12 protein-coding genes are annotated in these 15,669 nt (G+C 72.3%); 3 read left to right on the forward strand and 9 right to left on the reverse strand.

All coding sequences use genetic code 11. The features are described from left to right. Window positions 1–152: 152 nt before the first annotated feature. Complete coding sequence (gene dxs, locus ACFZBD_RS21615) at window positions 153–2,072, forward strand: 1-deoxy-D-xylulose-5-phosphate synthase (protein ID WP_391141705.1); 1,920 nt, start codon at window positions 153–155, stop codon at window positions 2,070–2,072. 255 nt (window positions 2,073–2,327) lie between these two features. Beyond that, complete coding sequence (locus tag ACFZBD_RS21620; protein ID WP_391142213.1) at window positions 2,328–3,803, forward strand: amino acid permease; 1,476 nt, start codon at window positions 2,328–2,330, stop codon at window positions 3,801–3,803. Here the strand turns inward: ACFZBD_RS21620 and ACFZBD_RS21625 are convergent. The 7 genes from ACFZBD_RS21625 to ACFZBD_RS21655 form a co-directional block, all read right to left on the reverse strand. Beyond that, window positions 3,797–4,165 carry an NTP pyrophosphohydrolase gene (locus tag ACFZBD_RS21625; RefSeq protein ID WP_391141708.1) on the reverse strand — a complete coding sequence of 123 codons (369 nt, stop codon included), beginning with the start codon at window positions 4,163–4,165 and terminating at the stop codon, window positions 3,797–3,799. The genes ACFZBD_RS21620 and ACFZBD_RS21625 overlap by 7 nt on opposite strands. 12 nt (window positions 4,166–4,177) lie before the next feature. Beyond that, the gene (locus tag ACFZBD_RS21630; protein ID WP_391141711.1) at window positions 4,178–5,248 is read right to left on the reverse strand and encodes an LCP family protein; all 1,071 of its coding nucleotides are present in this window, start codon (window positions 5,246–5,248) and stop codon (window positions 4,178–4,180) included. A gap of 162 nt (window positions 5,249–5,410) precedes the next feature. After that, complete coding sequence (locus ACFZBD_RS21635) at window positions 5,411–7,540, reverse strand: 3-hydroxyacyl-CoA dehydrogenase NAD-binding domain-containing protein (protein ID WP_391141714.1); 2,130 nt, start codon at window positions 7,538–7,540, stop codon at window positions 5,411–5,413. Beyond that, on the reverse strand, window positions 7,537–8,751 hold the full coding sequence (locus ACFZBD_RS21640; RefSeq protein ID WP_391141717.1) for an acetyl-CoA C-acyltransferase: 1,215 nt from the start codon (window positions 8,749–8,751) through the stop codon (window positions 7,537–7,539). The genes ACFZBD_RS21635 and ACFZBD_RS21640 overlap by 4 nt, the downstream gene beginning before the upstream one ends. Window positions 8,752–8,954: 203 nt before the next feature. Next, window positions 8,955–10,238 carry an HRDC domain-containing protein gene (locus ACFZBD_RS21645; protein ID WP_391141720.1) on the reverse strand — a complete coding sequence of 428 codons (1,284 nt, stop codon included), beginning with the start codon at window positions 10,236–10,238 and terminating at the stop codon, window positions 8,955–8,957. Between the two features lie 95 nt (window positions 10,239–10,333). Next, window positions 10,334–10,999, reverse strand: coding sequence for a response regulator transcription factor (locus ACFZBD_RS21650; RefSeq protein WP_064068756.1), 666 nt, complete (start codon window positions 10,997–10,999; stop codon window positions 10,334–10,336). Window positions 11,000–11,256: 257 nt separating this feature from the next. Beyond that, entirely contained in the window at window positions 11,257–11,949 is a 693-nt protein-coding gene (locus ACFZBD_RS21655; RefSeq protein ID WP_391141723.1) for a DUF3000 family protein, read from the reverse strand. A 91-nt stretch (window positions 11,950–12,040) separates the two neighbouring features. Here ACFZBD_RS21655 and hemE point away from each other — a divergent pair, with 91 nt between their 5' ends. Further along, on the forward strand, window positions 12,041–13,117 hold the full coding sequence (gene hemE, locus ACFZBD_RS21660; RefSeq protein ID WP_391141726.1) for a uroporphyrinogen decarboxylase: 1,077 nt from the start codon (window positions 12,041–12,043) through the stop codon (window positions 13,115–13,117). 89 nt (window positions 13,118–13,206) lie between these two features. Here hemE and ACFZBD_RS21665 read toward each other — a convergent pair whose 3' ends face one another. Beyond that, on the reverse strand, window positions 13,207–14,580 hold the full coding sequence (locus ACFZBD_RS21665) for an FAD-dependent oxidoreductase (RefSeq protein WP_391141728.1): 1,374 nt from the start codon (window positions 14,578–14,580) through the stop codon (window positions 13,207–13,209). 27 nt (window positions 14,581–14,607) lie between these two features. Continuing rightward, on the reverse strand, window positions 14,608–15,621 hold the full coding sequence (locus tag ACFZBD_RS21670) for a DUF4349 domain-containing protein (RefSeq protein ID WP_391141731.1): 1,014 nt from the start codon (window positions 15,619–15,621) through the stop codon (window positions 14,608–14,610). Window positions 15,622–15,669 lie beyond the last annotated feature (48 nt).

Consider the following 15,669-nt stretch of genomic DNA (forward strand, 5'->3'; position numbering starts at 1 on the left):
TGCTGCGTCCAGGACTGTGAACGCCCGCGCGCCCCGCGGCGTGTCGGCCACCCGGGTGACGCGGAAACGCCGCCCGATGACGACGCCGCCGGGCGGAACATTAGACTCGACAAATCGGCAAGCTCGACCAGCTCAAACGCAAGGAGGCACGGGTGGCTCTGCTGACCCGTATCAGGGGACCGCGCGATCTGGACCGGCTCTCCCCGGAACAGCTGGAGCAGCTGGCAGAGGAGATCCGGACGTTTCTCGTGGACGCCGTCTCCAAGACCGGCGGTCATCTCGGGCCCAACCTGGGCGTGGTCGAGCTGACCATCGCCCTGCACCGCGTCTTCGACTCCCCGAAGGACAAGGTCCTCTTCGACACCGGCCACCAGAGCTACGTCCACAAGCTGCTCACCGGCCGCCAGGACTTCTCCAAGCTCAAGATGAAGGGCGGCCTCTCCGGCTACCCCTCGCAGGCCGAGTCCGAGCACGACGTCATCGAGAACTCGCACGCCTCGACGGTCCTCGGCTGGGCCGACGGCCTGGCCAAGGCCAACGAGGTCCTGAAGAAGGACGACCACGTCGTCGCCGTGATCGGCGACGGGGCCCTGACGGGCGGCATGGCCTGGGAGGCGCTGAACAACATCGCCGCGGCCAAGGACCGCCCGCTCGTCATCGTCGTCAACGACAACGAGCGGTCCTACGCCCCGACGATCGGCGGCCTCGCCAACCACCTGGCCACGCTCCGCACCACCGACGGTTACGAGCGTTTCCTGGCCCGCGGCAAGGACATCCTGGAGCGCACGCCCGTCGTCGGGAAGCCGCTCTACGAAACCCTGCACGGCGCCAAGAAGGGCCTGAAGGACTTCATCGCCCCCCAGGGCATGTTCGAGGACCTCGGCCTGAAGTACGTCGGCCCCATCGACGGCCATGACATCGAGGCCCTGGAGTCGGCCCTGACGCGCGCCAAGCGCTTCGGCGGCCCGGTGATCGTCCACTGCCTCACCGAGAAGGGCCGCGGCTACCAGCCGGCCCTCCAGGACGAGGCCGACCGCTTCCACGCCGTCGGCAAGATCCACCCGGACACCGGCCTGCCGATCGCCTCCTCCGGCGCCGACTGGACGGGCGTCTTCGCCCAGGAGATGGTCGAGCTCGGCAAGGAGCGCGAGGACATCGTCGCGATCACCGCGGCCATGCTCCAGCCCGTCGGGCTCGACAAGTTCGCCAAGGCGTTCCCGGAGCGGGTGTACGACGTCGGCATCGCCGAGCAGCACGCCGCGGTCTCCGCGGCCGGCCTCGCCACCGGCGGCCTGCACCCCGTCTTCGCGGTCTACGCCACCTTCCTCAACCGCGCCTTCGACCAGGTCCTGATGGACGTGGCCCTGCACAAGTGCGGCGTCACCTTCGTCCTGGACCGGGCCGGCGTCACCGGCACCGACGGCGCCTCGCACAACGGCATGTGGGACATGTCGATCCTCCAGGTCGTGCCCGGCCTGCGGCTCGCCGCGCCGCGCGACGCCGACCAGGTCCGCGCCCAGCTCCGCGAGGCCGTGGAGGTCACCGACGCCCCGACCGTCGTCCGCTTCTCCAAGGGCGCCGTCGGCCCCGCCGTCCCGGCCCTGCGCCGCGTCGGCGGCATGGACGTGCTGCGCGAGTCCGGCGCCGACACGCCCGACGTCCTCCTGGTCTCCGTCGGCGCGCTCGCGCCGATGTGCCTGGAGATCGCGGACCTGCTCGACGCCCAGGGCATCACCACCACCGTCGTCGACCCGCGCTGGGTCAAGCCCGTCGACGAGGCGCTCGCCCCGCTCGCCGAGCAGCACCGCGTCGTCGTCACGGTCGAGGACAACAGCCGCGTCGGCGGAGTCGGCTCGGCCGTCGCGCAGGCCCTGCGCGACGCAGGCGTGGACGTCCCGCTGCGCGACTTCGGCATCCCGCCGCGCTTCCTCGACCACGCCTCCCGCAAGGAGGTCATGGCCGAGATCGGGCTGACCGCGCCGGACATCGCCCGTCAGGTCACCGGCCTGGTCTCGCGCCTCGACGGCCGCTACGAGGACAGCGAGCGGGCCGTGGAGCCCGCCCGCGACTGACACCCCCGCCCCGCCCGCGGCCGGCACCCGCGGGCCGTCTCCGGCGCCCGGCGGGGACGCCCGGCACCGGCGACGGAGCGTGACCGCATTGGGCCGGTCGGACCACCCCACGGGGTGGCCGACCGGTCCTTTCGTGTGAAACCGGTTCCGTCGGCGCGCGCCACCCCCCTGCCGTCTCGATCATGGGTCTGTGACCGACGGCACGGAGGTACGACGGTGAGCACGGACCAGAAGCCGCCCCAGGCGAGCACCGGCATGTTCCGGACCAAGACGGTCGAGCAGTCGATCCGCGACACGGAAGAGCCCGAGCACGCACTCAAGAAATCACTCTCCGCCTGGGACCTGACCGTCTTCGGCGTCGGGGTCATCATCGGCACCGGCATCTTCGTGCTCACCGGCAAGGTGGCCAAGGAGAACGCGGGCCCGGCGACCGCCCTGGCCTTCGTCGCCGCCGGCATCGTCTGCGCGCTCGCGGCCCTGTGCTACGCCGAGTTCGCCTCGACGGTCCCGGTCGCCGGATCCGCGTACACCTTCGCGTACGCCTCCATCGGCGAACTGCCCGCCTGGATCATCGGCTGGGACCTCGTCCTGGAGTTCGCCCTCGGTACGGCGGTGGTCGCCGTCGGCTGGTCGGGCTACGTCCGGTCCCTGATGGACAACATCGGCTGGCACCTACCGGCGGCACTCGAAGGCCCCGACGCGGCGGGCGGCACCTTCGACATCCTGGCCTTCCTGCTGGTCCTCGTCCTGACCGTGATCCTGGTCATCGGCATGAAGCTCTCCGCCCGGATCACCGCGCTCGTCGTCGCCATCAAGGTGACCGTGGTCATGATCGTGATCGTCGCCGGTCTGTTCTTCATCGTCGGCGACAACTACTCGCCGTTCATCCCGCCCTCGGTGACCCCGCCCGCCGGCTCGGGCTGGGACGCCCCGCTGGTGCAGACGATCTTCGGCTACGAGCCGAGCAACTTCGGCGTCATGGGCATCTTCACCGCCGCGTCCGTCGTCTTCTTCGCCTTCATCGGCTTCGACGTGGTGGCCACCGCCGCCGAGGAGACCAAGCTCCCGCAGCGGGACATGCCCCGCGGCATCCTCGGCTCGCTCCTCATCTGCACCGTGCTCTACGTCGCCGTCGCCCTCGTCGTGACCGGCATGCAGCACTACTCCGAACTCTCGGTCAGCGCCCCGCTCGCGGACGCCTTCAAGGCCACCGGGCACCCCTTCTACGCCGGCGTCATCAGCTTCGGCGCCGCCGTCGGCCTCACCACGGTCTGCCTCATCCTGCTCCTCGGCCAGACCAGGGTGTTCTTCGCGATGAGCCGCGACGGCCTCCTGCCGCGCTTCTTCTCCGTCACGCACCCCCGCTTCCGGACGCCGTACCGGCCGACGATCCTGCTGGGTGTGATCATCGCGATCGTCGCCGGCTTCACCAGCATCAACGAGCTGGCGACCCTGGTGAACATCGGCACCCTGTTCGCCTTCGTCGTCGTGGCCGTCGGCGTGATGGTGCTGCGCCGCAGCCGCCCCGACCTGCCCCGCGCCTTCCGCACCCCGTGGGTGCCGGTGCTGCCCATCCTGTCCATCGCCGCCTCGTTCTGGCTGATGCTCAACCTGCCGGGCGAGACCTGGTTCCGCTTCGCCGTCTGGATGGCGATCGGCGTCGTCGTCTACTTCCTGTACGGACGTGGCCACAGCCGCCTGGGCAAGGCGGGGCCCGGGGCGACCTACTGACGGACGGCGCGAGGGCCCACGCAACGGGCCCCGTGCTCGCCCACCCGTCGCCGCAGCTCCCGGTCGGCCGTGACCACCACACACGGCCGGCCGCCGGCGTTCCCGGCCAGCTCGACGATCAGGTCGTCACCGCTCCCGGGCGCCTCCTCGACCCGTACGCCCGGGACCGACTCCACGCCCCGCGCCGCGCCCTCCACGACCAGGACGACCTCGAAGGGCCCGCCCTCGGGCACCGGGCCGTTCACGAGCCGGTCGCGCAGCCGCTCGGCGGCGCCGCGCCGGTCCCGCCACCACCCGTCGGGCACCGACCCGACCACGTTGGCGCCGTCGACGATGAGCAGGGGCGGTTCCGTACGGTCCATGACGCCAGGATGTCAGCCGCCGGTCGCGGGGGACTTCTTCGCCGAGGCGGGGATCGGCGCGTCCTCGCGGATCGCCTTCCACAGCCGGGACGCGTTCGGCTCGGCCGCGACAACCCGGTTCGGGTCCTTCTTGTCGTACGCCACCGGCAGCATGATCGTCTCCATGCTGCCCGGGTCGACGCCGTTCATCGAGCGGGCGAACTCGCTCAGCGCGGTCAGCGAGGCCAGTTCGGAGTCGGTGGTGAGCGCCTTGGTCGCCGAGTCGGCGATCCGGAACGACTTGGTCGGGCTGCCCAGCAGGTCCTGCTTCTTCACCTCGGCGAGCAGGGCCGTCAGGAACTTCTGCTGGTTCCCGATCCGGCCGAGGTCGCTGCCGTCCTTGACGCCGTACCGGGTCCGGACGAACGCGAGCGACTGCTCGCCGTCCAGCCGCTGCGGACCGGCCGCGAGGTCGAGGCCGCCGGGCCCGTTCTGGATCGGCTCGTCGAGGTCGACGGTGACCCCGCCTATCGCGTCCACCAGGTCCTTGAAGCCGGCGAAGTCGATCTCCATGTAGTGGTCGAGCCGGACGCCGGACATCTTCTCGACCGTCTTCACGACACAGGCCGGGCCGTACTGCGCGTACACGGAGTTGAACATCACCCGCTGCGCCGACGGGGCCGTGCCGCCGCCGGTGTCCCGGCAGGCGGGCCGGGTGACGAGCGTGTCGCGCGGGATGCTGATCGCGGTGGCCCGGGTCCGGCCCTCGGGTATGTGCACCACCAGCGCGGTGTCCGAGCGGGCACCGGCGACCTTGCCGCCGTCCAGCGCCGCGTTGGCACCGGCACGCGAGTCCGAGCCGAGCACCAGCAGGTTCTGCCCGGCGGTCGGCAGCCGCGGCGGGCGGTCGTCACCGAGCGCCTTGTCGAGGTCGACGCCCTTGATGTTGCCGTCGATGCTGGAGTAGCCCCAGTACCCGGCGGCGGCCGTGCCCACCACGACGATCAGCAGGGTCCAGAGCAGCGCGCGGCGCACGCGCTGCCCGCGCGTGCGGGGTCTGCGCCGGGTGGCGCGCCCCTGGGGCGAGGTCGAGTTCTCCGTCATGGGTTCGCACTATAGACAGCCGTGCGACTCCCGTTCCCCGTACGGGTATACGGACGTCCGCCCGGACGCGCCCGGGGCTCGGAAGCGTCCGGGCGCACGAGCGGCGGCCCCGGCACCGCGAGGGGTGCCGGGGCCGCCGGTTCGCGTCGGCGCGCCCTCGGGTTACGCCGGGACGCTCGCCACGCCCTGCGCCAGGAACGGCTTGCCGTTCACCCGCTCGGAGACGCCCTCACGGTCCAGGTACGGCGTGATGCCGCCCAGGTGGAAGGGCCAGCCCGCGCCGGTGATGAGGCAGAGGTCGATGTCCTGCGCCTCGGCGACGACACCCTCCTCCAGCATCAGGCCGATCTCCTGCGCCACCGCGTCCAGGACGCGGTCGCGGACCTGCTCCTCGGTCAGGACGGTGTCGCCCTGCTCGAGGAGGGCGGCGACCTCGGGGTCCAGCTCCGGCTTGCCGGAGTCGTAGACGTAGAAGCCGCGCTTGCCGGCCTTGACGACGGCCGCCAGGTTCGGGGAGACGGTGAAGCGGTCCGGGAAGGCGCGGTTCAGGGTCTCGGAGACGTGCAGACCGATGGCCGGGCCGACCAGCTCCAGGAGGACCAGCGGCGACATCGGCAGGCCGAGGGGCTCGATGGCCTTCTCCGCCGTCTCGACGGGGGTGCCCTCGTCGATGACGTTCTGGATCTCGCCCATGAAGCGGGTCAGGATGCGGTTCACGACGAACGCCGGGGCGTCCTTGGTGAGGACCGCGGTCTTCTTCAGCTTCTTCGCCACGCCGAAGGCGGTGGCGAGCGAGGCGTCGTCCGTCTGCTCGCCGCGCACGATCTCCAGGAGCGGGAGGATCGCGACCGGGTTGAAGAAGTGGAAGCCGACCACGCGCTCCGGGTGCCGGAGCTTGGAGGCCATCTCGGAGACCGACAGCGAGGAGGTGTTGGTGGCGAGGATCGCGTGCGCCGGGGCGACCGCCTCGACCTCCGCGAACACCTTCTGCTTGACGGACATCTCCTCGAACACGGCCTCGATGATGAAGTCCGCGTCCGCGAAGCCCTCGGCCTTGTCCAGGACACCGGAGACCAGGCCCTTGAGACGGTTGGCCTTGTCCTGGTTGATGCGGCCCTTGCCGAGCAGCTTCTCGATCTCGGCGTGGACGTAGCCCACACCCTTGTCGACGCGCTCCTGGTCGATGTCGGTCAGGACGACCGGCACCTCCAGGCGGCGCAGGAAGAGCAGGGCGAGCTGGGAGGCCATCAGACCGGCGCCGACGACACCGACCTTGGTGACCGGGCGGGCCAGCGACTTGTCCGGGGCACCGGCCGGCCGCTTGGCGCGCTTCTGCACCAGGTTGAAGGCGTAGATGCCGGAGCGCAGCTCGCCGCCCATGATGAGGTCGGCCAGGGCCGTGTCCTCGGCGTCGAAGCCCTTCTGCAGGTCGCCGTCCTTGGCCGCCTCGATGATGTCGAGGGCGCGGTACGCGGCCGGGGCGGCGCCGTGCACCTTGGAGTCGGCGATGAACCGGCCCTTGGCGATGGCCTGGTCCCACGCCTCGCCGCGGTCGATCTCGGGACGCTCCACGGTGACCGACCCGTTGAGGACGGAGGCCGTCCAGATCAGCGACTGCTCCAGGAAGTCGGCGCCCTCGAAGATCGCGTCAGCGATGCCGAGCTCGAAGACCTGCTTGCCCTTGAGCTGACGGTTCTGGTTCAGCGAGTTCTCGATGATGACCGAGACGGCCTTGTCGGCGCCGATCAGGTTCGGCAGGAGCGCGCAGCCGCCCCAGCCGGGGACCAGACCGAGGAAGACCTCGGGCAGCGAGAAGGCCGGCAGGGCCTTGGAGACGGTGCGGTAGGTGCAGTGCAGACCGGCCTCGACACCGCCGCCCATCGCGGCGCCGTTGTAGTACGCGAAGGTCGGTACGGCGAGCGACGACAGACGCTTGAAGACGTCGTGGCCGCCCTTGCCGATGGCGAGCGCGTCCTCGTGCCGCTTCAGCAGCTCGACGCCCTTGAGGTCGGCGCCGACCGCGAAGATGAACGGCTTGCCGGTGAGGCCGACGCCGACGATGGAGCCCTCGGACGCCTCCTTCTCGACCTGGTCGATGGCGGTGTTCAGGTTCGCCAGCGACTGGGGGCCGAAGGTGGTCGGCTTGGTGTGGTCGAAGCCGTTGTCCAGCGTGATCAGCGCGAACCGGCCCGCACCCGCGGGCAGGTCGAAGTGCCGTACGTGGGCGCTGGTGACGACCTCGTCGGGGAAGAGCTCCGCGGCGCCCTTCAAAAGCTCGGCGGTGGTGCTCACTTGCCCTCCCAGTGGGGGTTTTCCCAGATGACCGTGGCGCCCATGCCGAAGCCGACGCACATCGTGTTGAGGCCGTAACGGACCTGCGGGTTCTCCTCGAACTGGCGGGCCAGCTGCGTCATCAGACGGACGCCGGAGGAGGCGAGCGGGTGGCCGTAGGCGATCGCGCCGCCGTACTGGTTGACGCGGGCGTCGTCGTCGGCGATGCCGTAGTGCTCCAGGAACGCCAGGACCTGGACCGCGAAGGCCTCGTTGACCTCGAAGAGGTCGATGTCCTCGATCGAGAGACCGGCCTGGGCCAGCGCCTTCTCGGTCGCCGGGATCGGGCCGTAGCCCATGACCTCGGGCTCGACGCCGGCGAAGGCGTACGAGACGAGGCGCATCTTCACCGGGAGACCGTTCTCGCGGGCGAAGTCCTCGGAGGCGATGATCGAGGCGGTGGCGCCGTCGTTGAGACCGGCGGCGTTACCGGCGGTGACGTTGCCGTGGACGCGGAACGGCGTCTTCAGGTTGGCCAGCGACTCCAGGGTGGTGCCCGGGCGCATCGGCTCGTCGGCGGTGACCAGGCCCCAGCCGGTCTCGCCGGCCTCGGCGTTGGTGCGGCGGACCGAGATCGGCACCAGGTCCTGCTGGATCTTGCCGTCGGCGTACGCCTTGGCGGCCTTCTCCTGCGAACGCACGGCGTACTCGTCGGCGCGCTGCTTGGTGATGCTCGGGTAGCGGTCGTGCAGGTTCTCGGCGGTCATGCCCATGAACAGGGCGGACTCGTCGACCAGCTTCTCGCTGACGAAGCGCGGGTTCGGGTCGACGCCCTCGCCCATGGGGTGGCGGCCCATGTGCTCGACACCGCCGGCGATGACGGCGTCGTACGCGCCGAAGGCGATGGAGCCGGCGACCGAGGTGACGGCGGTGAGGGCACCGGCGCACATGCGGTCGATGGAGTAGCCCGGGACGGACTGCGGCAGCCCGGCGAGGATGCCGGCGGTGCGGCCGAGGGTCAGACCCTGGTCACCGATCTGCGTCGTCGCGGCGATGGCCACCTCGTCGATCTTCGCGGGGTCGAGGCCGGGGTTGCGGCGCAGCAGCTCCCGGATGGCCTTCACGACGAGGTCGTCGGCGCGGGTCTCGTGGTAGATGCCCTTCGGGCCCGCCTTGCCGAACGGGGTGCGGACGCCGTCGACGAAGACGACGTCCCTGACGGTACGAGGCACGATGGCTCTCCTCCAGGTGCGGGATGGCACTGCACTGCTGCGGCGCACGCCTAAGCGCGCGCTTGCTGACCCCATGCTACTTGCGGGTAACCAGGCTGCCCAGCCCCTGGGGGCGGAGCGGCGAAGGTCACACCCGGAAAGCCGAACGGGAGAGCCCCCGGCGCGGCGCGCCGAGGGCTCTCTCCGTCACGGAGTACGGGCTGTCACGCGGTCGTCGACAGCGCGGCGGCCAGGAGTGGGGTCACCAGCTCCACCTGCCAGGGCCGGGCGCCGTAGCCGGTCAGGGCCTCGGCGACCGCCTCGGCGGTCGGCGGGGCCGGCGGCTCCCAGCACACGCGCCGGACCGTGTCCGGGGTGATCAGGTTCTCCTGCGGGAGGTTCAGCTCCTCGGCGAGGGCCGAGACCGAGGCGCGGGCCGCCGAGAGGCGGGCGGCCGCCACCGGGTCCTTGTCGGCCCAGGCGCGCGGCGGGGGCGGGCCCGTGAGCGGCTGGCCGGGCTGGGGGAGTTCGGTGTCGGGGAGCGCCTTGGCGCGGTCCACGGCCGCCTGCCACTGCTCCAGCTGACGGCGGCCCATCCGGTGGCCGAAGCCGGGCAGCGCCGACAGGGCGGCCACGGTCGCCGGGACGGCCAGCGCCGCCTCGACGATCGCCGCGTCGCTCAGCACCTTGCCCGGCGAGACGTCCCGCCGCTGGGCGATCCGGTCCCGGGCCGTCCACAGCTCGCGGACCACGGCCATCTGGCGACGGCGCCGCACCTTGTGCATGCCGGAGGTGCGCCGCCAGGGGTCCTTGCGCGGCGGCGCGGGCGGGGCCGCGGCGATCGCGTCGAACTCCTGCAGGGCCCACTCGAGCTTGCCCTGCCGGTCCAGCTCCTTCTCCAGTGCGTCACGCAGGTCGACGAGGAGCTCGACGTCCAGCGCGGCGTACCGGAGCCAGGGCTCGGGCAGCGGGCGGGTGGACCAGTCCACCGCGGAGTGGCCCTTCTCCAGGGCGTAGCCGAGGACGGACTCGACCATCGCACCGAGGCCGACCCGGGGGAAGCCGGCGAGCCGGCCGGCCAGCTCGGTGTCGAAGAGCCGCGTCGGCACCATGCCTATGTCGCGCAGGCAGGGGAGGTCCTGGGTCGCCGCGTGCAGGATCCACTCGGTCCCGGTGAGCGCCTCGCCGAGGCCCGATAGATCGGGGCAGCCGACCGGGTCGATGAGGGCGCTGCCCGCGCCCTCGCGGCGCAGCTGGACGAGATAGGCCCGCTGGCCGTAGCGGTAGCCGGAGGCGCGCTCGGCGTCGACGGCGACGGGGCCGCGGCCGGCCGCGAAGGCGGCGATCACCTCGGCGAGGGCCTCGTCGGTCGCCACGACGGGCGGGATGCCCTCGCGGGGCTCCAGCAAGGGGGTCGGCAGCCCGTTCGCAGGGACGTCGTCGTCCGGAGGGGCGCCCCCGGTGGTTCGCAGTGCGGTGTCTGCTGCGGTCTCTTGGGCGTCGGTCACCTGTCAAGGGTATCTGCGAACGGCAAGCGCCTGCCGACGGAACGTTCCGTCGACAGGCGCCGATCTTCTGTCAGCCGTTCAGGGGGCCGCCCGGGTCAGTGGATGATCCCGGTGCGCAGCGCCACCGCGACCATGCCGGCCCGGTCCCCGGTGCCCAGCTTGCGGGCGATCCGGGCGAGGTGGCTCTTGACGGTCAGTGCGGACAGGCCCATCGAGACGCCGATGGCCTTGTTCGACTGTCCCTCGGCGACCAGACGGAGAACTTCGACCTCACGGCCGGAGAGCTCGCGGTAGCCGCCCGGGTGGCTCGGGGCACCCGGGGGGCGGCGGTGGCCGAGGCGGGCTGCCGCGGCGCCGATGGGGGCGGCGCCGGGGCGGGTGGGATGCCCGATGTTCGTACGCGTACCGGTGACGACATAGCCCTTGACGCCGCCGGCCAGGGCGTTGCGCACGGCGCCGATGTCGTCGGCCGCGGAGAGGGCGAGGCCGTTGGGCCACCCCGCGGCGCGGGTTTCGGACAGCAGCGTGAGGCCGCTGCCGTCGGGAAGGTGGACGTCGGCCACGCAGATGTCGCGGGGGCTTCCCACGCGGGGGCGGGCCTCCGCGATGGAGGACGCCTCGATGACGTCGCGTACTCCAAGGGCCCACAGGTGGCGGGTGACGGTGGAGCGGACGCGCGGGTCGGCCACGACGACCATCGCGGTCGGCTTGTTCGGGCGGTAGGCGACCAGGCTTGCGGGCTGCTCGAGGAGAACGGACACACGGCCTCCTGGGGAGATGCGGGACGGAGCCGGCTCGGGGAAGAAGCCGGGGGCGACCCGAGCGGTGAAGGGGTCAATGACCTCTTCGGCAGCTGGGGCGCCCGCCTTTAGGGAATGATCACGATTTGGTGAGTAACAATTCGGGCAATTCGGACGGGTGATCGATCATCCTACGAGTGATCCTCACCCGGGGGCTGTCCCGAAGCCGCCCGCGGACCCCGCTGCGGACCCTCCGGACGGGACCTCCGGCACACGCCCTAAGCCTGCTGCGGGCCCCGGCGCTGGGGCAGGGAGACGACGCCCGCGCCCGGGGCGGTGCCCTCCGTCTGGTCGGGCGAGGACGGCGGGAGGCCCGCGATCTGGCAGAGCAGATCGCACCAGGCGGCCAGGTGCGAGCCCGTGTCCGGGACCCCGCCGAGTCCTTCCTGCGGTGTCCAGGACGCCCGGATCTCGATCTGGGTCGCGGGACGGCGGTCCGCGAGTCCCCCGAAATAGTGGGAACCGGCCATCGTCACGGTGCCGCTCGCCTCCGCGAACAGCAGGCCCCGCGCCTCCATCGCGCCGGTCAGCCAGGACCAGCACACCTCCGGCAGCAACGGGTCCGCGGCCATCTCCGGCTCCAGCTCCGCCCGTACCAGCGTCACCAGCCGGAAGGTGCCCTTCCAGGTGTCGTGCCCGGCCGGGTCGTGCAGGAGGACCAGCCGGCCGTCGGCCAGGTCGTCCTCGCCGTCGACGACGGCCGCCTCCAGCGCGTACGCGTACGGCGCGAGCCGCTGCGGAGGCCGGGTCGGATCCATCTCGATCTCCGGCCGCAGCCGGGCCGAACGCAGCGCCTCCACCGCCCGCCGGAACGCGGGCGGCACGGGATTCGTCTCCGTGGTGCCCGCCGTCCCGTCCGTCTCCTCGTCGCCTTCGGAATGATCGGAAAAATGTCCCTGAGCCGCAGCCATGCCGGGAAGAGTAGGCGGAACGGGGCCCCCGCGCAGGGAGGGACACCCGGCCCGGGCGAGCGGCTTCCGCGCACATGCGAAGATTCTGGGCGTGAGTGCCAACGACGCCCCCACGGGCCAGCAGACGAAGCAGCAGCCGCAGACGTACGACTCCGCGTTCATGAAGGCGTGCCGGCGTGAGCCGGTGCCGCACACGCCGGTCTGGTTCATGCGGCAGGCGGGGCGCTCGCTGCCCGAGTACCTGAAGGTCCGCGAGGGCATCCCGATGCTCGAGTCCTGCATGCGGCCCGAGCTGGTCACCGAGATCACGCTGCAGCCCGTACGGCGCCACAAGGTCGACGCGGCGATCTACTTCAGCGACATCGTCGTCCCGCTCAAGGCCATCGGCATCGACCTCGACATCAAGCCCGGCGTCGGCCCGGTCGTCGCCGAACCGATCCGCACCCGCGCCGACCTGGCCCGGCTGCGCGACCTGACCCCCGAGGACGTCGCGTACGTCACCGAGGCCATCGGCATGCTCACCGCCGAGCTGGGATCCACCCCTCTGATCGGATTCGCCGGCGCGCCGTTCACCCTCGCGAGCTACCTCGTGGAGGGCGGCCCGTCCCGCAACCACGAGCACACCAAGGCGCTGATGTACGGCGACCCGCAGCTGTGGGCCGATCTGCTCGACCGCCTCGCCGAGATCACCTCGGCCTTCCTCAAGGTCCAGATCGAGGCCGGCGCCTCCGCCGTCCAGCTCTTCGACTCCTGGGTGGGCGCCCTCGCCCCGGCCGACTACCGCCGATCGGTGATGCCCGCGTCCACGAAGGTCTTCGACTCCGTCGCCTCCTACGGCGTGCCGCGCATCCACTTCGGTGTCGGCACGGGCGAACTCCTCGGCCTCATGGGCGAGGCGGGCGCGGACGTCGTCGGCGTCGACTGGCGCGTCCCGCTGGACGAGGCCGTCCGCCGCGTCGGCCCCGGCAAGGCGCTCCAGGGCAACCTGGACCCCGCCGTGCTCTTCTCGACGCGCGAGGCCGTGGAGGCCAAGACGGACGAGGTCCTGGCCGCCGCGAAGGGCCTGGAGGGCCACGTCTTCAACCTGGGCCACGGCGTGCTGCCGACCACCGACCCGGACGCGCTGACCCGCCTGGTGGAGTACGTCCACACGCACACCGCCGTCTGACACCGCGTACCGCCCCCGGCGGCACCGCGCTCGGCAGGCCGATGCCCGTCACCCCACGGGGGCGACGGGCATCGCCGCGGGGACACGACCTAGCCCGCCGCGCGGACCGCCGCCTGCGCCTTCCGTGCCGCGACCAGGACCGGATCCCATACCGGCGAGAAGGGCGGGGCGTAGCCGAGGTCCAGGGCCGTCATCCGTTCCACCGTCATCCCGGCCGTCAGCGCCACCGCCGCGACGTCCACCCGCTTCCCCGCCCCCTCACGGCCCACGATCTGCACCCCGAGGAGCCGGCCCGTGCGGCGCTCGGCCAGCATCTTCACCGTCATCGGGGCCGCCCCGGGGTAGTAGCCCGCCCGGCTGGTCGACTCCACCGTCACCGTCACGTACCGCAGCCCCACCGCGCGGGCGTCCTTCTCGCGCAGGCCCGTCCGCGCGATCTCCAGCTCGCACACCTTCGACACCGCCGTCCCCACCACGCCGGGGAAGGTGGCGTAGTCGCCGCCCACGTTCGCGCCGATGACCTGGCCGTGCTTGTTGGCGTGCGTCCCCAGGGCGATGTGGCGCTCACGGCCCGACACGAGGTCGAGCACCTCGACGCAGTCGCCGCCCGCCCACACGTTCTCGTGGCCCCGCACCCGCATCGCGAGGTCCGTGAGCAGCCCGTCGTACGTCCCCGTCGGCAGGCCGGCCGCCCGCGCCAGCGTCGTCTCCGGCTCCACGCCCATGCCCAGGACCACCACGTCCGCCGGGTACTCGGCGTCCTCCGTCGCCACCGCGCGGACCCGCCCGTCCGCGCCGGTGAGGACCTCGGTGACCGCCGACGAGACGACCGTCGTGATGCCGAGCCCGTCCATCGCCCGGTGCACCAGGCGGCCCATGTCCGGGTCCAGCGTGGACATCGGCTGCTCGCCGCGGTTGAGGACGGTCACCTCGTAACCGCGCTTCAGCAGCGCCTCGGCCATCTCCACGCCGATGTACCCCGCGCCCACGACGACCGCCCGGCGGCCCCGCGTCCGCTCCAGGGAGTCGAGCAGCGCCTGCCCGTCGTCCAGCGTCTGCACGCCGTGCACGCCCCGCGCGTCGATCCCCGGCAGCCGGGGCCGGACCGGGCGGGCGCCGGTCGCGATCACCAGCTTGTCGAAGCCGGTCCACGTCTCGGCGCCCGACTCCAGGTCCCGGGTGCGCACGCGCTGCCCCGCCAGGTCCAGTTCGGTCGCCTCGGTGCGCATCCGCAGATCGATGTCCCGCGCCTGGTGCTCCTCGGGGGTGCGGGCGATCAGCTCGTCGCGCGCGTCGACGTCCCCGCCGACCCAGTACGGGATGCCGCAGGCGGAGTACGAGGCGAAACGCCCCCGCTCGAAGGCGACGATCTCCAGCTCCTCGGGCTTGCGGAGCCTGCGTGCCTGCGAAGCGGCGGACATCCCCGCCGCGTCCCCACCGATGACCACCAGTCGTTCACTCATACGAACACGCTACGTCGCAGCGGCCGTTCAGTCCTCCCGCTGCGCGGGCGCCGCCGCGGACGGGCCCGCTCCCGGCGCCGCCTCCGACGGGCGGGCTCCCGGCGCGGGGAAGGGACGCGGGGGCAGCTGCGGGGCGGGACGCCGGGGCAGCCGCGGCCGGACCAGCCACCGCCACACCGCGTACAGGACCGCCGCCACCGCCAGCCACGGCGCCAGCGCCGCCAGCACGACCAGCACCCAGGCAAGCGCGGTCACCAGCGCGCCCCAGCCGCCGGCGAGCGCGTCGAGGAAGCCGGGCCGGTCCTCGCCCTCGGACGGCCGCTCCGTCCCCTTCTCGGTGAGGGAGAGGGTGACGGTCGCCAGTGTCGTCCGGTCCTTCAGCGACGCCTGCTGGGCCAGCAGCGACTCCAGATCGGCCTGACGGCGGCTCAGCTCCCCTTCCAGGGTCACCACCTCGCTCAGCTGCGTCGCCCGGTCCATCAGCGCGCGCACCCGTGCCACGCTCGCCCGCTGGGTGGCGATCCGGCTCTCGACGTCGACCACCTGCTCGGTGACGTCCTTGGCGTCCGCGGTCCGCGAGAGGAGCCTGCCGGTGCCCGCCAGCTCCCGCAGGACCGACTCGTAACGCTCCTGCGGCACCCGCAGCACCACCCGCGAGGTGGTGTGCGTGTCGTCGGCCCGCTCCGTCGACTCGTTGGCGACGTGGCCGCCCGCGGCCTCGGTGACCCGCCGGGCGGTGGCCAGCGCCTTCGTCGCGTCCCCGACCTCCACGGCCAGTTCGGCGGTACGGATGACGTGCTGCCGGGGCGCGGCGGCGGGCTTGCGGGCCTCCGCCCCCCGCTGCCCCTCCTGCGTCGCCCCGGCCCGGTCCTCGCCCGAGGCGTTGTCGCTGTCGGCGGCACCCTCGGGGCCCGGCGCCCGGCCGGCCTCCTCGGCGCCGCTCACGCTCTTCTCGTCGCCGGCGCCGTCCGACGCGGCGCAGCCGGTCAGGGCCAGCGAGGCCGTCAGCAGCGCCACGGCCGTCATGCGTGCTGCACGCATCCGGATCCCCCCAGGGTGGTGGTGAATGTCGATCGTTCGACGTTCGGG

It is taken from the genome of Streptomyces sp. NPDC008121, assembly GCF_042957155.1.
Classification (GTDB): Bacteria; Actinomycetota; Actinomycetes; order Streptomycetales; family Streptomycetaceae; genus Streptomyces.

Bases quoted from the DNA above. Each gene is read 5' to 3' on its own strand.
- ACFZBD_RS21620 (WP_391142213.1), top strand. From the start codon at position 2,328: ATGTTCCGGACCAAGACGGTCGAGCAGTCGATCCGCGACACGGAAGAG.
- ACFZBD_RS21625 (WP_391141708.1), bottom strand. From the start codon at position 4,165: ATGGACCGTACGGAACCGCCCCTGCTCATCGTCGACGGCGCCAACGTG.
- ACFZBD_RS21630 (WP_391141711.1), bottom strand. From the start codon at position 5,248: ATGACGGAGAACTCGACCTCGCCCCAGGGGCGCGCCACCCGGCGCAGA.
- ACFZBD_RS21655 (WP_391141723.1), bottom strand. From the start codon at position 11,949: ATGGCTGCGGCTCAGGGACATTTTTCCGATCATTCCGAAGGCGACGAG.
- ACFZBD_RS21665 (WP_391141728.1), bottom strand. From the start codon at position 14,580: ATGAGTGAACGACTGGTGGTCATCGGTGGGGACGCGGCGGGGATGTCC.
- ACFZBD_RS21670 (WP_391141731.1), bottom strand. From the start codon at position 15,621: ATGCGTGCAGCACGCATGACGGCCGTGGCGCTGCTGACGGCCTCGCTG.